This is a genomic window from Pseudomonas lini, from assembly GCF_964063345.1.
Taxonomy (GTDB): Bacteria; Pseudomonadota; Gammaproteobacteria; order Pseudomonadales; family Pseudomonadaceae; genus Aquipseudomonas; species Aquipseudomonas lini_B.
In genome coordinates this window covers 59,178-77,631 of the sequence record NZ_OZ061318.1, presented here as the reverse complement: position 1 = coordinate 77,631, position 18,454 = coordinate 59,178, and the positions used below count along the sequence as shown (strand labels likewise).

The following is an 18,454-nucleotide window of genomic DNA, read 5'->3' as shown; positions in this document are numbered from 1 at the left end:
GACGTTCGTGAGTGACGCTGGTGACATCAGACGATGGCCGTATCAGTCGGAGTGCGCAGGTTCGGCGCTTTGCGATCTCATAATAGAACTCAGTAGATTTGATGCCACTGGCATCAAATCTACTGACGTCCAGGACGTTTGCCGCGCAGTTGGCGCAACTCATTCAGGCACGTTTGGGCGAGGACGGAGGCGGGTTCGCCCTGTTGTCGGGACGGGCGTGACGGGCCTGTTGGGGGCGGTTCTGCAATGGGGGAGGGCTCTGTCTGACCTGCCCAAGGATGAAAATCACCGTTCAGTGCGCGCTGGATCAAGCCCATCAGATAGGCCGCTGGCTTGCGGATACCTCCTGCGGTACAGCGTGCACCGGCTTCGTTGAGCACCGCCTGACGATCCGCCGGTTTGAGTTTGTTCAGCGCCACGGCGACGGCCTGACGCTCGCTTGGACTCAGGTGCAGCGGATCGGGCCAGTGCAGGTTATCCACCGCTGGAGTCGCGCGCGGTACAGTACAAATACTTTCTTTTAATACAGTACAGGCGGCGTTCGGATTCCGAACGGTGCCGGAAATATTGGCGTTCAAGCCCGGTTCGGAATCCGAACGAGGTCCCACACGATTCCGAACGCGGTGATCGTCACCCAGTTCGGAATCGTGTAAGGCGTCCTCGGGTGCGAAATCCAGTCCTTGCTGCATCCAGTGTTCGCCCCAGCTCTCCAGTCGTGTCGGTAATCGACCTAAATCAATATCCGTGTCTTGGCGAATTTCTTCCAGCATGTGCTGGGCGACAATCCGCACCGCCTTGGTGGCATGGCTGAGGCAATGTCCCACCAGCTCGAGGTAATCTTGATCCAGCTCCTTGGCTTCAGCGGGGGTTAACGGTTCATCATGTAGGACGTACAGAGAACCTTGCAGACGTCCGCTGAGCTGGTCGCGTCCGCGACTCACCAAGCTGAGCCAGCGCGTGAGCCTGAGCATGGTCAAGACGCGAGCGATGGTTTCACGGGAGGCAGACGTGCCATAGGGCACGCTTGATAGGTAAGGCTGCAAATCCTCATAGCGCGGCGTGACCACGCCCTGGCCTTGCAGCATGAGTCGAAACACTTGCCAGGCATTACGCTCCAACGGCGTCAGCCGACTATCCAACAGCAGGCGACGTGGCACGACTTCGTGTGATTGGCCACTGAACAGAAAGCCAGCCTGCAGAGCCTGGTTGGAAGGTTGTTCGGTGGTAGGGCGTGCGGGCCAGCGTTCACTCAGCTGCTGGGTGCATTGCTGCAGGACTCGCTGCCAGCGGCTGGAAGGGGCAGTGTTCATGTTTCGGTGCTGTACTGGTCAATCTGCTGCCAGACGATGGCCAAGCTGATCTGTTGCTCCTCCGCCAGCATCATCATGGCATCGAGTTGATCCTCGGTACCGTCCTGCGTGCGTAGTTGGCACCATCGCTGCCAGAGCGCATGTTCCTGCGCTTCGCTCAAATGCTGAGGGCGGCCCTTTCGGGTTTCTATTTTGAGCAGACGTCGGCGCAGAGCGGTTTCCGAATGCGCCAAGCCGAAGCACTGATACATGATGGTGCTGCTGGCACCGAGCTTGAGCGCCCGGTTGATCAATCTCTCGTTCTGTTCGTCGCGTTCGGATTGCTCTATCAACCGATGCAGCACCGGCGAGTCAATCTTGACCTCAACCCAGGGGACAGTGGCGTGGGCCAGGCGCGACAGCGTGGTGGCGGGTAAAGATTGCAACAGGTAGATGTCGTCTTCACCCAGTCCGAGGGCTTTGCAGCGTTGCAAATTACCCAGGCGCAGCTCATGCAGTACCTGGGTCAGCATGGCCTGGTTGAGCATATTGAAGGACAGGTTCATGGCAGCTCCTTCGGTGAGTCAGCTTCAGAGGTTAGCGTTAGATCGATCAGGCGACGGGCCAGACGGATCAGGCGATACAGTTTGATTAACAAACTGTCAGGCAGTCGCTCCAGTCCTACGTCCACGGCGGGACGATCTATCAGCGGGAGTTTATAGATCCCCAGCAACAGCTGGCCAAACAGGGCTGAAGGCAGTTGCTTGCGATCCTCCCAGTTCACGTCGTCTTGAGCGCGCAATAGGGCCAGGAGCAGAAGGTGAACTCCGGTCGAGCGAGGTGTCGCAAGATCTACCCGCTCCATATCTAGAGCAAAACCCAATCCATGCTGCTGATCGATGATGCTCGCGGGATGTCCGGCATAGGCCGCCATTTCCCGCGCCAGTCCGGCAATGGCTAAACGCAGCTGTTCGGGGGTGTCCAGTGTGGGTGCGATGGTCCAGATGTCTTCGATCGCGCAGGCCTCGACTGTCGGTGTTGCTTCGATGGAAATCTCGTGATCGATCTGTTCGCGAATCTGTTGAATACGTGACGGAGGGTTGACTGCTGAGGCGCCATTCGTTTCGGGCGGGGTGAGCAGCTCCTCTCGCGCTGTTTCGGTCTGGGTTCTGGCCTCGCTTGATTTATGACGGGACTCGGAGGCAGGAGGTCCGGCCGCAGTTTCATCAACGCTCGGCAGATGGCTGTTCTCCGAAGGCGTGGTGACGACAACGCCGGGCGTCGAGATGACCCGTTGGTTGTCGCTCAGCTCCAAGGCCAACATGCGGTAGGACTGTCCGAGCAAACGGCTCATGCGCTCGAGCAGTTCATCCTGGATCTGCTCAAGATCGAAGGATTCGGGATCGGCATCGAAGTTGCCCAGGATCTCGAGCCAAAACTCGGCGAACGCAACGGTGGCGGTTGGATAACGGTTCCAGGTTCGTTCCGCTTGGCTACGCAGAGCGATCAGGCGTTCGACCTGGGGCTTACCCAATCCGGCATACAGGGTTTGTGGAATGGCGGGCAGTAAGTGTTCGAGGGTGTCGAGCATCCGGCTGATGTGCGACTGCGAAATGGGATAGCCACCAGCGGCAAGACGTCGTGCCAGCTCCCGTTGCGAGAGCACAGCGCCATCTGGTTCCAGCATGGTTTTGAGTTTGGCCACCGCCAGAGCACGCTCGATGAAGGTAAGTTGGCCGTGCAGATCGCTTTCGGCAAGATGGCCGAGAAGGGCGGTTATTTCATTGCTCCAAGGTCGGAACAGGCAATGAATGCGGAAGTAGCGCTCATCACGAGTTTCCTGCCACAGCTCGCCGAGAATCGCCAAGCGCGTATTACCGCCGTTGCGGATGATGAAATAGGTTTCACCCGGACGGCGAGTAATCGGCGGTGGTTGATCCAACCCGCGTTCACGGATCGAGGACTTGATATCCTCGTAAAGCGGATTACGGATGAAGCGCGGGTTGTGTTCGTAGGGTCGCAACTGCTCCAGAGTGACCAACATAGGCGTATCAGTGAGTGGATCGGACAGCCGCTCCACTTTTGGACCTGGAGTGAAGTGGTCCTGGTACAGCCTGTCGGTGATCTCCTCCTGACTGAGCTTCTTCATCGGAACAACCTCAGTTAACGCCGTATGCACAAATGGTCACCGACCTCGAACTTGACGATCTCGACAGTCCCCGAACCTTCGAAATGTTGGGAGAGTTCTGCGAGGAGCCAACCCATGGCCGAGCGTCCACCCTGCAGACGAAAGACCACGGTGCAGTACTCCTCGCAAGGTGGATGACGTGGTCGAATAGATGGCTGAACGATGATGGGCAGTTGATCCAACATCAAAGGACTCCTTGCCAAACGCAGTTGGCAGCAAGGTCGATAAAATGTGATATGACGAGAAATACCGGCTTGTTGATTCGTCTCATTGAGCCTCCGTGCACCTGCCCACCGTAGAGATTGCTTCGCGCCATTCCGGAAACAACTCGATGGCCAGTGCTTGCATGGTTTCCAGCGCCGATGGCGAGCGTCGTTGACGTGATTGGCGCGTCTCGATTCGGTGGACCGGTAGGCCAAGAGAGGCGGCATTGAGATACGCCACTCGGTCTGGAACTACGGTGTCTAGAACCAAGATGTTGGTAACCCCAGCGAAAGTCTCCCGCAAACCGCAAATGATCATCCTAGTGTCCATCCGAATGGCGTTCACCTGGTTCAGTAGCAATCGCAAGGGTGGTGGGGGAATGCCCAGGTGGCGGAACGGTTCGAGTTCGCTGAGCAGCTTCAAGGTGCCGCGGCGCAGTTCGCGAGCGGCGAGCATTTCCGGCGTGATGGGAGAAAGGGCGAGATCGGATGCAAGGATGGCCATCTCCAGCAGCACGCTACGTGCGCCTTGGGTGTCGATCAACAGCAGGTCATAACTGGAACGGAAATGGTCGAGCAAATTGCGCAGCCGTAATCGCCCGTCAGGGGCATGCAGCAGCAAAGTGCTCAGTCGGCCTTGGTCGTCGTTGGAGAGGATCAGGTCGAGACCGACGACCTCCGTCGCGGAAATTATCTGCGCAGGATCTGTCTGGTTGAGCGCAATGAGTTCGTACGCACCTGCGATAGCCTTGTGATTCAAGGCGTAATAGCTGGAGAGGGTGGGTTGGCTATCCAGATCGAGCAGCAGGACGCGTAGGCCAGCATCCGCCAGCAGACCGCCGAGATTGGCAGCCACTGTTGTTTTGCCTACTCCACCTTTGGTGGACACCGCTGATACCACACGCATGGCATCAAGCCTGCTGCGCCAAACGCTCGGTGATCCACTGTTCGATCTCCAGCGAGTCCCAGCCGACGGCGCGCAGTCCAATGCGTTTGGCATGAGGGAATTTACCTTCCTTCATCAAGTTGTAGATGTGCGCACGCTTGAAGCCGGTTTTCCGCTCCACTTCGTCACGCCGCATGATGTGACGTTCGGCCGGTGGTTGAGGGCTGTCGGCGAGCGAGACGGATGAGCTGGACATGCTGGTCACTCCTGGCGCCGCTTGGCGCGTGGTGGGAAGTGACCTGAATTGAATATCAGAAAAGCGAGGGAGTCATTGCACTGCAATCGAGTGCATTGCAGTGCAATGATTTGGCTCAGGTGGTTTTTTTGAGAGTGCGATTGGCTGCCGCGAACTTTTTATCCAGCGTTCGTTTGCTGAGACCGGGAATGTCATTGTGGCGCGCGGTCAAAGCATCGACGATTGCGGCTTGGCTTTTGAACACGGAAAGCGGTTTACCTGCGGGCGACACGTCTAAGACGGTGTTGACCAAGGCACCGATGATCTGCAGGTAGGTATGTTCACTACGATCGCTGAGCTGTCCCTGCGTTTTTACCAGCGTTTTAAGGCTTTCCTGCTCAAGTCCCAGTGCCTGAAGGTCAGCTTCGACATCTTGGAGCTGACGTTGCAGAGCATCGCGCTCTCGCAGGAGGGCATCCCGCTCGGCCTGGAGTGCAAAATAAACACCCATGCTGATTTTATCTTGAGCGTCGTCGTTCGATTCGAACAGGAAATCGGGCCGCTGATCGGGGTAGTAGATTTGCATCCAAAGACGTAAGTCGGAGTGTCTAACGGTCAACAGCGTGAGCTCGACAGGGGTGCCCAGGGGGACCGAAATGCCGAAGGAGCCATACGGTAATTCCCCATTGCGGACGGCGTCATAAATTTTGTCAGTATTGGCCTGTAGGCACGGCCATTGAGGAAACAGATTCCTGAGCTTTTCCGGGCAAGACCAAGCTGCTTGCACGATCTGCGCTTCGTAACGAATGAGATTGCACCAGCGCAATGCGGCGTCGATAGGCCGATAGAAGATTTTAGCCTGCGGGTTGAAGTTGTTTGAAGACATGTGCGAACGGACCTCCATTCCTTATGGATCGGCCTCCCGCGAAACATCTCTACATCGCCTACCTGCTGGAAAACTGCTGGCAGTGGCTGTTTTAATCGGATTTTTTACTCGATGAGGTCATTCCATTTACCAGCATCTGAAGAAGTTACATTTGCTTTGTTGATGGCTTCGTCCCAGGCAGGTGGGGGGATCGCTAATTGGATCCAATGTGAAGACCATCATTTTCAGGGCGGGTTCAAACCGTCAGTCGTGAACTAGTGGAGATCGTTGTTGATTTTGAAAGTCTTCAGGCGATGGGGTTTGAGGTCGGAAGCGGCCCAGACCTGCCGAACTGACACGTGGTGACCCGCGCATACTTGGCCATCAAACGAACGCTCCAGTGAGTGGCTTCCCGGGGGACACGCCGGGTGGTCAGTGTCAGGATTTCGTTGATTTTTTTGGGCCCAAGTTTGAGTGGTTGGCCGCTACGCGGCAGATCGCTCAACCCTTCGATTCCGCCTCAAAATAATATTTTCGCCATTTGAATACCGTCGACGGCGTGACCTATAACTGCTAGCTGACGACCTTGGGCGTCAATCCATCAGCCAGTAGAAACAGGATGGGCGCTCGCTGGGGGAGGCTCTGCTCCAGCGCGCAACAACTTTGCAGGGCGAAGAGATCAGAAGGCGTTAAAGCAAAGGGGGAAGTCGGTCGGGTTATGCGCATAACCAATCCATGACATTGGACGCACAGTATATCGTTACCTGTAGATAAATTAATTAATCGCTAAGACCGCTGCACGCCAGCCGGACGCTCAGGACACTAAATGGTTTGATAGGGGCAGTTAGAGTGCCCCTGCCTTCGCGGCTGCGGGGGCCTACGTGCTACCCAAGATTCGTTCGGAAATGTGTATCATCGTCCGGCAAGCGTCGCCAGCACTACGCGCCAGTCAAAAACGCCAGCCACCTTTTCCCGTGTCATGGTAGCGTTCAAAGAAACTCCTTTCGGATGTCAATACTCGACCGTTCGCCAATATTCCGGTAGTTCTCCGTCAGCCACGCCTCGACCTCGCGTCGTCCGCTGTCGCGCAGTCCGCAAAGGAAGTCCCAACCCGCGTTGTACTTGCTGGACACGCTGAGCGCGCACATCGCCTCGTCGGATCGAATGGAGTGAATCAGCATCTCCTTCATCTCGTCGCGATCGAGCTTGCCTTGCTGGATAAGGTCGGTGACAAAGGCGATGGTGCGCATCTCACGCATCAGCGACGAGTTGAAGCTGATTTCATTGATGCGATTGAGGATGTCGGCAGCTGTAATGGGCACGCCCGGGCGGACAAGTGGGTTGATGTGGACGATCACCACATCGCGCGTGTTGCAGTGGTAGATCAACGGGAAAATGGCCGGGTTGCCCATATAGCCGCCATCCCAGTAGTGCTGGCCGTCGATCGCAATCGCCTGGAACAATGTCGGCACACAGGCCGAAGCAAGCACCGCTTCGACGCAGACGTCCTCGCCCGAGAAGATGCGGATCTTCCCCGTCTCGACATTGGTCGCGCACAGATAGAGGTGGAGCGGGCATTGCTTGCGCAAGGCGGCGAAATCGACCTGACTCTCCAGCACCCCCCGCAGCGGATTCAAGTTGTCGCGATTGAACTGGTAAGGCGAGAAGAGACGAAGCGCCATGTCCGCGAATGCATACATGGGCGAATAGTCCAGCCCGAAGCTGTGCGTTCCTTTCAGCCATGGCATCCAGCGCAACGGGTTATGACGCTCGGCGGACTGCGCCACGGCGTACCAGAAATCGTGCAGCGCCTGGCGCGCGCCGGCCTCGTCACCCTGCAGCATACCGTAGGCCAGCACGGCGGCATTCATCGCGCCGGCACTGGTTGCGCTCACCCCTTCAATGGCAAGCCTGCCGTCCTCGAGCAACCGATCGAGCACGCCCCAGGTGAACGCACCGTGCATCCCGCCGCCCTGCAAAGCCAGAGCGACCGACTTACGCTCATGCGTCATCGACCGTTCACCCCCTCGTTTGGCGCCCATGTATCGAGCAGCGCCTTGGCTTGTAGCAAATCAACGCTGTCGAAGCCTTCGGTGAAGAAACTATAGATGTCAGCCAACATCTGCCTGGCCGCCTCTTTGTCTCCTGCCTCCCATAGCTGAGCAAGGCTCACGGTGGCTCGCAGTTCGAGCGACTTTGCCCCTTGTTGTCGAGCGACCGAGATCGCCTTGTGAAAGCATGCTTGCGCTTGCTGCTGCACGGAAGAAGCCTGGCTGTCTTCACCCGGACATTGGAGGGTAAGCGTTCCCTTGAGCCGGTACAGTTCTGCTTCGTAAAAGTGCTCGCCGGTTCTGTTCACCATAGCCAGAGCGTCGGTCACGGCAGCCAATCCTGTCTGCGGTTGCCCGGCGCGTCCGTGAGCTGCGGCCAGCAGGGCCAGAAAATAAGAGCATCCAAGCTCTGCTCCGGCTGCTTGGTAAGTAGCGATACCCTTGGTTATCTGAGCGATTCCCTCGTCAAAGTTTCCCTGCTCGGCACGAGCCCAACCTTGGAGAATAGTCCCCCATGCCAAATAAATCGGAAACCCTAGTTCCAGGGAAAGCTCGATGACGGCATCAGCACATTCTTCGGCGAGTTTTACGTCGTGTCGAAACTGTCCTAGTGCCGACGTAGCAGTCAAAGTGAAGGCCAAGCTCAACGGGTGGAAAATCTTCTTGGCCAGAGCAAGGGCCTCCCGGCTGCGCGTGCTTGCCTGATCGGGGAACCCCAAGTACCAAAGACTCCAGGCCGAAAATGTCAGGGTGTAGCCCGGATCCATGCCGTAGGTAATGGCATGTGTGCGATGACGGTCTGAGTTGTAGAGGGCACACGCCCGCTCCTGGTGTTCATGGGCATTTTTGAGAACACCTTGGAAAAGCAATGTCGAACCGAGTGCGGCATGGGCTTCCACGAGCAAGTCTGGATCTTGCGCTGTTTGCGCAATATTGAGCATTCGTTCAGCCAGTTCGCATGCAGTTGAGTATTGCGCACGCAGCGTGTAGTAAGTGCGCAGCCCCAGCAGCGCAGGGAAAAGCCCTGAGTCGTCGCCTACTTGCGCGCATAGCGCCAGTGCGCGGGTGTAGGTGGTCGCAACCTCGGGCGCAGCATAGCCTCGCACGGCCATCAAGGCCGGCCCCAGGCAGAGCAGCAACGTCAGTTCCTGATGAGCACGCGCGGGCGTGTCGGGCAAATGCTCGAGCAATTCCAGCGCCGCGCCGAGGTGCCGCACCGCATCGAGATGGGCGGAATTCTGGAGGGCCTGTTGCCCGGTACGGTGCAGGTATTCCACGGCCTTCGGGACATTGCCGCTCAGCCTGTAGTGGTGCGCCAGTTCGCTGCAGTAATCCGCGATGCGGGTGGGGAACAGTGCCTCGATGGCCTGCGCCGTGCGTTCATGCAGTGCGCTACGCCGCTCCGTGAGCAGCGAGTGGCCCGCGACCTCCTGGGTCAGCGCATGCTTGAACGAATACTCCACCTCCGGAAATGCGGGCCGCTGGTAAATGAACTCCGCGGCCTCCAGTCGGGCCAGCAGATCGCGCAAATCGTCGTCCATCCGAGCGCCCCGGCCCTCATAGATGCGCTGGATCAGACTGAACACAAACTCCTTGCCGATGACGGCGAGCGTCTGCAGCAATTCCTTCTGCGCAACGGGGAGCCGGTCGATACGGGCGGCGAGCACACCCTGCACGGTGGTGGGAATATGCAGCGCCGCCGGCGTTTGCTCGATCCGGTAACGGCCGGGTTCGCCGAGCAACGATTTCTCCTCGACCAGCGTCTGGACCACTTCCTCCATAAAGAACGGGTTGCCCTCCGTCTTCTCCAGGATGAGCTGTTTGAGGGGAACGAGCGTGGGATCGTCCCCCAGCAGGGCCGCGAGCAGTCTCTGGGCTTCGGCCGGGCCCAGCGGTTCGAGCCGTAGCTGGCGGCAATGACCGGCGCGCGTCCACCCAGGCTGATATTCGGGCCGGTAGTTCACCAGGAGCAGGATCGGAGCACTCGCCACGCGGTCGATGAGGCACGCCAGGAATGCTTCGGTCTCGCGGTCCAGCCATTGCAGATCCTCGAACAGCAGTTCGATCGGCTGATCGCGACTCTCGCGCATCAGAAGTTGCGTAATCGCGTCGAAGATACGATCGCGCCGGATCTGCGGATCCATTTCCGCGAGCGCCGAACTGCGTTCGCCGATACCCAGCAGATAGAGCAGGTAGGGCACGAGTTCCTCGAAGCTGCGCTCAAGCGTCAGGGTCTTGCCCATGACCTTTTCCCGGCACCGCCGCTCGTCGTCCAGAGCAGTGATCTGAAAATAGCTTTTCAGCAGCTCGATGAGCGGAAAATAGGCAAAGGCCTTGCCGTGCGACACCGAGAACGTCTCCAGCACCAGACAGCCGCGCCGCGAGCGTTCCTTGAACTCATGGAACAGCCGCGACTTCCCGACCCCGGCCTCGCCTGCCACCGCGACAACCTGCCCGTGGCCCGCTTTGGCCTGATCGAGCGCCTGATGCAGGTGGTCGAGCTCGACCTGGCGGCCGACGAACCTGGCCAGCCCGCGATGTGCCGCCAGTTGCAGGCGCGTGCGCAGCGCGCCGATACCCTGCACCTCGTAGACGACGAGCGGCTCGGGGATGCCTTTGACCTGGGTGGCCCCCAGAGTCCTGAACTCGAAATAGCCCTCTGCCAGCTTGTGGGTGGACTCGCTCACCAGGATCGACGATGGCGCGGCGATTCCCTCCATCCGGGACGCAATGTGAATCGTGTGCCCGACCGGATCGTAATCGGTGTGCAAATTGTCCGTGCGGATCGAACGCACGATGACCTCTCCGGTGTGGATGCCGACGCGGATTTGCAGCGCAATGCCTTTCTCCAGACGAATACGGTCGCCATGTCGGTGTATCGCCTCCTGCATACGCAGCGCCGCATACAGCGCCCGCTGCGGATGGTCCTCATGGGCGATGGGGGCGCCGAACAGCGCGAGGATGCCATCGCCCAGCGTCTTGGCCACATAGCCTTCGTAGTAGTGGACGGCTTCCATCATCATCGCGACGACAGGCTCGATCAGGCGCTGGGCCTCTTCCGGATCGAGGTCGTGGATCAGCGCCATGGAGCCGGCCATGTCGGCAAACAGCGCGGTGATGGTCTTGCGTTCGCCGGCGGTCTCGCCCCGGGCCTCCATGGCCGCCTGTTCGGCGCGGATGCGCTCGGCAAGGTAATGGGGCGTATAATGAATGGGCTCTGGAGAAGACCCTAAAATAGGCGTGGAGCGCGATGACGGCGCAGCAGGTGCATCAGTCAGCGGCGCCCCGCACTCACTGCAGAATTTGGCGCCAAGGCCCGCCTCGTGTCCACATCGCGGACAGTCGTGAGACAGCCTGGCGCCGCACGCTTCACAGAAGCTGGCACCGAAGGGACTCTCGAATCCGCAGTTTGCGCAGCCCATACGACCTCTTCGCTTGCCTGGCCCACCGGGAGGCCGATGGCGCGCTCAGCATGCTGAATAACGGCTGACCGTTATCTTGATCGAAAAGAGGTGTGGTGCATAGGTTCGCGTAACCTTTTGCTTGATGGGCGGCGCTTTTCTCCGAGGAGTTCGGAGCAGCACCACAGTCATCCTTTTGACCGCAAAGCAGCGCCCATCAGGCGTGCTCTAATACATGATTAGCGTGCGCGTTGCTGGCGTCCAAGATGAAGCGCGATCAAAGACCCGACAAGTAGCAGTCCAGCGCTAGCTGCCTTCGACTCGACTTGAGGGAGTGAGGTGCTGATCATGACTGTCGTCAGTCTCTTGAGGGGGCAGATCTACGTGAGCGTTATAGTGCACCATGTTCAACTTCAGACCTGCGCTGTCGGCTAACGCCAGTGTAAGGTCTTCGATGGTGCCGGCGACTCGATCGGGAAACACTAGCTCGCCTGCCGGTTCAAGTTCCTCGTACAGAAAACTTCTGGCCCTCCAGCCACCCGACGGCGGTCAGCAACACGGGGTTCAGGTAATACTGCCAAGGAGAAAGAAACCGGGGAAATGTCGCATGCGTTCGGGGCTCTCGACGGCGTACCGCTCGCCTGGCTTCATACCGGGTGAGGGTCAATCATAGACGGCCCTTACCATTACCCGTCGGAATATATCCGTGGCATGGGCGGGACCACTTGGTACTGGGTCGCCCAGGCGTGGCGGCTGGTGCCCGGTGCTCTGAGAATCATGAGCCTGTACGACGTAGCTGTCGACTGGCCCATGACCTTCGAGGAGCTCGACCCTTTCTATCAGGAAGCGGAACAGATCTGGGGTATCCATTAGCCGTCAGTCGACCGCTTTGACCATGTCCTCGATGACCTTCTTGGCGTCACCGAAGACCATCATGGTCTTGTCCAAATAGAACAGTTCGTTGTCCAGGCCGGCGTAGCCGCTGGCCATCGAGTGTTTGTTGACGATGATGGTCTTGGCCTTGAACGCCTCGAGAATCGGCATGCCGGCAATCGGCGATTTAGGGTCGTTCTTCGCGGCCGGGTTGACCACGTCGTTAGCGCCGAGCACCAGTACCACGTCGGTCTGACCGAATTCGGAGTTGATGTCTTCCATCTCGAACACTTGCTCGTAAGGCACTTCGGCCTCGGCCAGCAGGACGTTCATGTGCCCCGGCATCCGCCCGGCCACCGGGTGGATCGCAAACTTCACGGTGACACCACGGTGAGTCAGCTTCTCCGCCAGCTCCATCAGCGTGTGCTGGGCACGCGCCACTGCCAGGCCATAGCCGGGCACGATGATCACGGTATCGGCGTTGGTCAGCAGGAACGCGGCGTCGTCGGACGAGCCGGACTTCACCGGGCGCGCTTCCTTGGAACCGGCAGGACCGGCCACATCCGCTGCACCGCCGAAACCACCGAGGATCACGTTGAAGAACGAGCGGTTCATCGCCTTGCACATGATGTACGAGAGGATCGCGCCCGATGAGCCCACCAGGGAACCGGCGATGATCAGCATCGAGTTGTTCAGCGAGAAACCGATACCGGCCGCCGCCCAACCCGAGTAGCTGTTGAGCATCGACACCACGACCGGCATGTCGGCGCCGCCGATCGGGATGATGATCAGCACGCCCAGTACGAAAGCCAACGCCAGCATCACTGCGAACGCCGTGAGGTCGCCGGTCAGCGTGAACACCAGGCCCAGGCCCAGGCCCAGGGTGGACAAGCCCAACACCAGGTTCAACTGGTGTTGACCGCCGAACTGTACCGGTGCGCCCTGGAACAGGCGGAACTTGTACTTGCCCGACAGCTTGCCGAAGGCAATCACCGAACCGGAGAAGGTAATGGCACCGATCGCCGCGCCAAGGAACAGCTCCAGGCGGTTACCGGCCGGAATCGCATCACCCAGCTGCTTGACGATACCCAGCGATTGCGGCTCGACCACGGCGGCGATGGCGATGCCCACCACAACGGTACCGTTCTTGATCTGGGTCAGTTCGCTGTCGCTGGGCGCCACAACCTTGAGAATCAGTTGCGTACCGAAGGCATCGGCAGCGCTGCCAATAGTGGCACCGGCTGCTTCATAAGCACTGTTCGGGATGCTCGCGCTGACGCCGGCACCGGTTTGTACTATGACCTGATGGCCTTGGCCGATCAGCTTCTTGATGGTTTCTGGCGTGGCAGGTACACGCGTCCTCGCTGGCATGGGTTTCGAGAGGAACACCGATGTGCACTTAAAGCCTCCAGTGAATATTTTTAAGCAAAACCCACCTGCAGATGCGTGAAGGGCATCCGTAAGGTGGGTTGGCAGCAGGGGCGGCGAGGTGCCGGAGGAGTCCCTTAAAGGGTTTTTTCCAGCTCTGGAACAGCCTCGAACAGATCCGCCACCAGACTGTAATCGGCCACCTGGAAGATCGGGGCTTCTTCGTCCTTGTTGATCGCAACGATCACCTTGGAGTCTTTCATGCCGGCCAAATGCTGGATCGCGCCGGAGATACCGACGGCGATGTACAGCTGTGGAGCAACGATCTTGCCGGTCTGACCGACCTGCATGTCATTGGGTACGAAACCTGCGTCGACCGCGGCGCGGGAAGCACCGACGGCAGCGCCCAGCTTGTCGGCTAAGGCGTACAGGTGTTTGAAGTTGTCGCCGTTCTGCATGCCACGGCCGCCGGAAACGACGATCTTGGCAGCGGTCAGTTCCGGACGATCGGACTTGACCAGTTCTTCGCCGACAAAGCTCGAAGTGCCCGCGTCGTGAGCAGCCGCAACGGCTTCAACAGCCGCCGAACCACCTTCAGCAGCAACCGGGTCGAAACCGGTGGCGCGAACGGTGATCACTTTGACCGCAGCGTTCGACTGAACGGTCGCGATGGCGTTACCAGCGTAGATCGGGCGCTTGAAGGTGTCAGCGCTTTCGACCGAGATGACCTCGGAGATCTGATCAACGTCCAGCTGAGCGGCAACGCGCGGCAGGATGTTTTTGCCGTTGGAAGTAGCTGGCGCTAAGACATGGGTGAAAATCGTGTGTTGCTCGATCACCAGACTGGCCACTAACGGGGCGACATTCTCAGGTAGTTGATGGGCGTAGACGGCGTTGTCGGCCACCAGCACTTTAGCCACGCCAGCGATTTTCGCAGCGGCTTCAGCCACGGCGCCAACGCCTTGACCTGCAACCAGAACGTGGATGTCACCACCGATTTTGACGGCAGCAGCCACGGTGTTCAGTGTGGCCGGGGCCACTACTTTGTTGTCGTGTTCAGCAATAACCAAGATAGTCATATTAGGCTCCTTAACTCAAAGCACCTTCGCTTCGTTTTTCAGTTTCTCGACCAGTTCAGCCACCGACTTGACCTTGATACCCGCGCTGCGTGCAGCGGGCGCTTCGACTTTCACGGTCTTATTGGTGGAGGCTGTGGAAACGCCCAAAGCGTCCGGAGTCAGCACTTTAAGAGGCTTCTTCTTGGCTTTCATGATGTTTGGCAGGGATGCGTAGCGCGGCTCGTTCAAACGCAGGTCGGTGGTGACGATGGCCGGCAGTTTCAGGGAAACTGTCTGCGCGCCGCCGTCGACTTCGCGAGTCACGGCAACAGTGTCGCCGGACACTTCGACTTTGGACGAGAAGGTGCCCTGACCGTAGCCGCTCAATGCCGCGAGCATCTGGCCAGTCTGGTTGTTGTCGCTGTCGATGGCTTGTTTGCCAAGGATCACCAGCTGAGGCTGTTCCTTGTCGACAACCGTTTTCAACAGTTTGGCAACGGCCAGGGAAGTCAGATCTTCGGCGGATTCGATGAGGATGGCGCGGTCGGCACCCAGAGCCAGCGCGGTGCGCAGTTGCTCTTGAGCGGTGGACGGGCCGACGGAGACGACGACGATTTCAGTCGCCACGCCTTTCTCTTTCAGGCGCACGGCTTCTTCCACTGCAATTTCGCAGAATGGGTTCATCGACATCTTGATGTTGGCGAGGTCGACGCCGGAATTGTCCGCCTTGACGCGAACCTTGACGTTGTAGTCGACCACGCGTTTGACGGCTACCAGAACTCTCATGGGGTCTCTCTTGATTGAATAAAAAAGCGCAGGCCTCTCGGGGAGGTGATCCTGCGAAAATGGACTCACAACGGGTAGTGGGCCAGCTCGCGGGCGATCAATAGGCGCTGGATTTCGCTGGAGCCTTCGTAGATCTGGGTGATGCGGGCATCGCGGTAGTACCGCTCCACCGGGTAGTCCTCCAGGTATCCGTAGCCGCCGTGGATCTGCATCGCCTTGGAACAGACCCGTTCGGCCATCTCCGAGGCGAATAGCTTGGCCTGCGAGGCCTCCGACAGGCAGGGGTACCCGGCGCTCTTCAGCCGTGCCGAATGCAGGATCAGCAGGCGAGTGGCATTCAGCTGGGTGTGCATGTCAGCGAGCATGTTGGCGATGCTCTGGTGCTCGCCAATAGATTTGCCGAACTGGATACGCTCGCGGGAGTAACCCAGGGCTGCGTCGAAGGCCGCGCGGGCGATACCGAGGGCCTGGGCTGCGATGCCGATGCGGCCCCCTTCCAGATTGGACAGGGCAATCGACAACCCTTTACCGCGCGGGCCGAGCAAGTTGGCTTCGGGGATCTTGCATTCATTTAGGGTCACCGCACAGGTGTCGGAGGCGCGGATGCCCATTTTGTGTTCGCTGCGGTCAACTGTGAAGCCCGGGGTGTCGGTCGGTATGAGGAAGGCCGACAGGCCCTTCTTGCCCATCTCCGGATCAGTGACGGCGAAGACGATTGCCAGCTTGGCGCGTTTGCCGTTGCTGACGAACTGCTTTGCGCCATTCAGTACCCATTGGCCATCTCGCAATTCAGCACGGGTGCGCAGGTTATTGGCTTCGGAGCCAGCATGCGGCTCGGTCAGGCAGAAGCAGCCAATCGCCTTGCCGCTGGCCAGATCGGCAAGCCAGAAATCTTTCTGCGCCCGGGTACCGAAATTCAGGATCGGGCCACAACCGACCGAGTTATGAATACTCATCAGCGCACCAACGGCACCGTCGCCGGCCGAAATTTCTTCCACGGCCAGTGCATAGGCGACGTAATCGATGTAGGTGCCGCCCCATTCTTCAGGCACCACCATGCCAAGCAAGCCCAGCTCGCCCATCTGGGCCACCAGGGCATCATCGATCCAGCCGGCCTTTTCCATGGCCTGTGCCTTGGGTGAGATCTCGCGACGGGCGAAGTCGCGGGCCATGTCGCGGATCATGCGTTGCTCTTCGCTCAGTTCGAGGTCATGCATCGGGCATCTCTCTTGTTCTATAGGGCTCAGGTGGTGACTGTGCGTCGGACTTTGCCGGCTCCAGGCTTGAAGCCATCGAAGAAGGCCTGCACACGTGCGGGGTCAAGCTCTGCCAGAGTTGGTGGATTCCAGCGTGGGTTTTTGTCCTTGTCGATAATCAGCGCACGCACGCCTTCCATAAAGTCGCCCTTGTCGAACCATTGGTAGTCCAGATGCAATTCCTGGGCGAAGCAGTCAGCAAGCGGCAGCTTGCGCCCGCGACGCAGCAGTTCTAGGGTCACGGCCATGGCCAGCGGTGAGCGGCTGTCGAGCAGTTTGACGGTTTCCTCAGCCCAGTCCTGAAACTCCGGACGGCTTTCTGTCAGCAGTGCCGCGCGTATCGACGGCAAGTCGGACAGGGCGAAATACTCGTCGATGACTGGACGAAACGCCTTGAGTTCCGAGCCCGGGAGCTTGCTGACGGCGAGTGTGGCGAGCAGGGTGCACAAGTCTTCCCGGGGATGGCTGGTCCAGCTCATGCTGTCGAGGCAGCGATCCAATTCGGTAATCTGTTTGCTGGGGATGCACCAGTCGGCCAGGCGCGCGTAAAGGGCATCGGCGGCGCGTATCTGAATGCCGCTGACGCCCAGGTAGATGCCTAGTTCGCCAGACAGGCGCGGCAGGAAATAGCTGCCGGCGACATCCGGGTAGAAGCCGATACCCACCTCCGGCATGCCCATGCGCGTGCGCTCGGTGATCACTCGCAGTGTGGCGCCTTGCGCCAGCCCCATGCCGCCGCCGAGCACGAAGCCGTCCATCAGCGCCATAATTGGCTTCGGGTACGTGTGGATATGTTCGTCGAGGGCATATTCCTCTTCGAGGAAGATCTCGTGCTGGTTGTTGCCTGACTCATGGCTGTCGTAAAGCATGCGAATGTCGCCGCCAGCACAGAAGGCTTTCTCGCCGGTGGCGCGCAACACCACGGCGACAATTTCCGGATCCTGTTCCCAGGCATGCAACTGCTGCAGGAGCAGGCGCACCATGGGCAGGGTCAGGGCATTCAGCCCACCCGGACGATTCAGCGTCAGATGGCCGATGCGGTTGCGGACTGCCGCCAGAATTGGCGCTTCGACATCGGTCATGCTCAGGCGTCCTCGCGGTACATGTTGACGATCGCGGAGAAGTCCAGGCCGCCATTACCCTGATTACTGAAGCTCTGGTAGAGCTGTTGGGCGAGGGCGCCCAGGATCACCGGTTGACCGACCTGCTTGGCAGCTTCGCTGGCTAGGCCAAGATCCTTGAGCATCAGATCGGTACCGAAACCGCCGCTGTAGCCACGGGAGGCCGGTGCATTTTCCAGCACGCCGGGGAAGGGGTTGTAGGTGTCCGAGCTCCAGCAGCGGCCGCTCGAGGTATTGATGACGCCGGCCAGCACGCTGGCATCCATACCCAGGGACACGCCGAGGGCCATGGCTTCGGCGACGCCGATCATGGAGATGCCGAGCAGCATGTTGTTGGCGACCTTGGCCACCTGGCCGTTGCCGGTGTCGCCGCAGTGCACGATGTTCTTGCCCATGGTCGCGAGAATCGGTTGGGCGCGGTCGAAGTCGGCGAGCGAGCCTCCGACCATAAAGGTCAGGATGCCGGCAGTCGCGCCGCCGGTGCCACCGGAAACGGGGGCGTCAAGCATTGGGTTGCCGCGTTCGGTCGCCGCCTTGGCCACTTCGCGGGCGCTGAGCGGGTCGATGGTCGAGCAGTCGATTAGCAGGACGCCGGGCTGTACATGGGCCAGTAGGCCGTTGTCGCCCAGGTACACGGACTTCACATGCGCGGCGGCGGGCAGCATGGTGATGATCACTTCGGCATCGCTCTGGGCGATGACCGCTGGCGAGGCCGCGGCGGTGGCGCCGGCCTCGACCAGGCGTGCCAGCGAGGCCGGCGACAAGTCGAAGACCGTCAGGGTGTGGCCGGCCTTGAGCAGGTTAAGGGCCATCGGGCCACCCATGTTGCCGAGTCCTAGAAAACCTATGTTCATAGTGGATCCTCGCTTAATGG

The 18,454-nt window shown here is 59.3% G+C and carries 15 protein-coding genes and 3 pseudogenes; 1 reads left to right on the top strand and 17 read right to left on the bottom strand.

The features are described 5' to 3' along the window. Positions 1–119: 119 nt before the first annotated feature. From AB3226_RS00355 to AB3226_RS00305, 11 genes and pseudogenes are all read right to left on the bottom strand, one after another. Positions 120–1,310 (bottom strand): STY4528 family pathogenicity island replication protein, encoded by a 1,191-nt coding sequence (locus tag AB3226_RS00355; RefSeq protein ID WP_367371517.1) that lies wholly within the window; start codon positions 1,308–1,310, stop codon positions 120–122. Next, entirely contained in the window at positions 1,307–1,855 is a 549-nt protein-coding gene (locus tag AB3226_RS00350) for a DUF2857 domain-containing protein (protein ID WP_367371516.1), read from the bottom strand. The genes AB3226_RS00355 and AB3226_RS00350 overlap by 4 nt, the downstream gene beginning before the upstream one ends. Continuing rightward, positions 1,852–3,438 carry a ParB family protein gene (locus tag AB3226_RS00345; RefSeq protein WP_367371515.1) on the bottom strand — a complete coding sequence of 529 codons (1,587 nt, stop codon included), beginning with the start codon at positions 3,436–3,438 and terminating at the stop codon, positions 1,852–1,854. Before AB3226_RS00345 ends, AB3226_RS00350 begins: the two co-directional genes overlap by 4 nt. 14 nt (positions 3,439–3,452) lie before the next feature. Beyond that, positions 3,453–3,662, bottom strand: coding sequence for a hypothetical protein (locus AB3226_RS00340; protein ID WP_367371514.1), 210 nt, complete (start codon positions 3,660–3,662; stop codon positions 3,453–3,455). A gap of 82 nt (positions 3,663–3,744) precedes the next feature. Further along, positions 3,745–4,587 carry a ParA family protein gene (locus AB3226_RS00335; RefSeq protein WP_367371513.1) on the bottom strand — a complete coding sequence of 281 codons (843 nt, stop codon included), beginning with the start codon at positions 4,585–4,587 and terminating at the stop codon, positions 3,745–3,747. Between the two features lie 4 nt (positions 4,588–4,591). Beyond that, a complete protein-coding gene (locus AB3226_RS00330) occupies positions 4,592–4,822 on the bottom strand; it encodes an AlpA family transcriptional regulator (RefSeq protein WP_367371512.1) in 231 nt (76 codons plus the stop codon). A 115-nt stretch (positions 4,823–4,937) separates the two neighbouring features. Further along, positions 4,938–5,687, bottom strand: coding sequence for a hypothetical protein (locus AB3226_RS00325; protein ID WP_367371511.1), 750 nt, complete (start codon positions 5,685–5,687; stop codon positions 4,938–4,940). 263 nt (positions 5,688–5,950) lie between these two features. After that, positions 5,951–6,386 (bottom strand): annotated as a pseudogene (locus AB3226_RS00320) (helix-turn-helix domain-containing protein); the annotation flags it as partial. A 269-nt stretch (positions 6,387–6,655) separates the two neighbouring features. Beyond that, positions 6,656–7,678: a patatin-like phospholipase family protein gene (locus AB3226_RS00315; protein WP_367371510.1), complete on the bottom strand. Its 1,023-nt coding sequence runs from the start codon at positions 7,676–7,678 to the stop codon at positions 6,656–6,658. After that, a complete protein-coding gene (locus AB3226_RS00310; protein WP_367371509.1) occupies positions 7,675–11,139 on the bottom strand; it encodes an adenylate/guanylate cyclase domain-containing protein in 3,465 nt (1,154 codons plus the stop codon). Before AB3226_RS00310 ends, AB3226_RS00315 begins: the two co-directional genes overlap by 4 nt. A gap of 378 nt (positions 11,140–11,517) precedes the next feature. Beyond that, a pseudogene (locus AB3226_RS00305) lies at positions 11,518–11,769 on the bottom strand (short chain dehydrogenase); the annotation flags it as partial. A 60-nt stretch (positions 11,770–11,829) separates the two neighbouring features. Between AB3226_RS00305 and AB3226_RS00300 the strand changes: the two are divergent. Beyond that, on the top strand, positions 11,830–11,991 hold the full coding sequence (locus AB3226_RS00300) for a hypothetical protein (protein WP_367371508.1): 162 nt from the start codon (positions 11,830–11,832) through the stop codon (positions 11,989–11,991). Positions 11,992–11,994: 3 nt separating this feature from the next. Here the strand turns inward: AB3226_RS00300 and AB3226_RS00295 are convergent. From AB3226_RS00295 to mmsB, 6 genes and pseudogenes are all read right to left on the bottom strand, one after another. Next, positions 11,995–13,390: pseudogene (locus AB3226_RS00295) on the bottom strand (NAD(P)(+) transhydrogenase (Re/Si-specific) subunit beta). A 106-nt stretch (positions 13,391–13,496) separates the two neighbouring features. Beyond that, positions 13,497–14,438 carry an electron transfer flavoprotein subunit alpha/FixB family protein gene (locus AB3226_RS00290; RefSeq protein WP_367371507.1) on the bottom strand — a complete coding sequence of 314 codons (942 nt, stop codon included), beginning with the start codon at positions 14,436–14,438 and terminating at the stop codon, positions 13,497–13,499. A 15-nt stretch (positions 14,439–14,453) separates the two neighbouring features. Beyond that, positions 14,454–15,203, bottom strand: a complete 750-nt coding sequence (locus tag AB3226_RS00285) for an electron transfer flavoprotein subunit beta/FixA family protein (RefSeq protein WP_367371506.1) — start codon at positions 15,201–15,203, stop codon at positions 14,454–14,456. A 65-nt stretch (positions 15,204–15,268) separates the two neighbouring features. Beyond that, positions 15,269–16,420 (bottom strand): acyl-CoA dehydrogenase family protein, encoded by a 1,152-nt coding sequence (locus tag AB3226_RS00280; RefSeq protein WP_367371505.1) that lies wholly within the window; start codon positions 16,418–16,420, stop codon positions 15,269–15,271. Between the two features lie 26 nt (positions 16,421–16,446). Continuing rightward, on the bottom strand, positions 16,447–17,541 hold the full coding sequence (locus tag AB3226_RS00275; protein WP_367371504.1) for an enoyl-CoA hydratase/isomerase family protein: 1,095 nt from the start codon (positions 17,539–17,541) through the stop codon (positions 16,447–16,449). A gap of 2 nt (positions 17,542–17,543) precedes the next feature. Continuing rightward, complete coding sequence (mmsB, locus tag AB3226_RS00270) at positions 17,544–18,434, bottom strand: 3-hydroxyisobutyrate dehydrogenase (RefSeq protein WP_367371503.1); 891 nt, start codon at positions 18,432–18,434, stop codon at positions 17,544–17,546. Positions 18,435–18,454 lie beyond the last annotated feature (20 nt).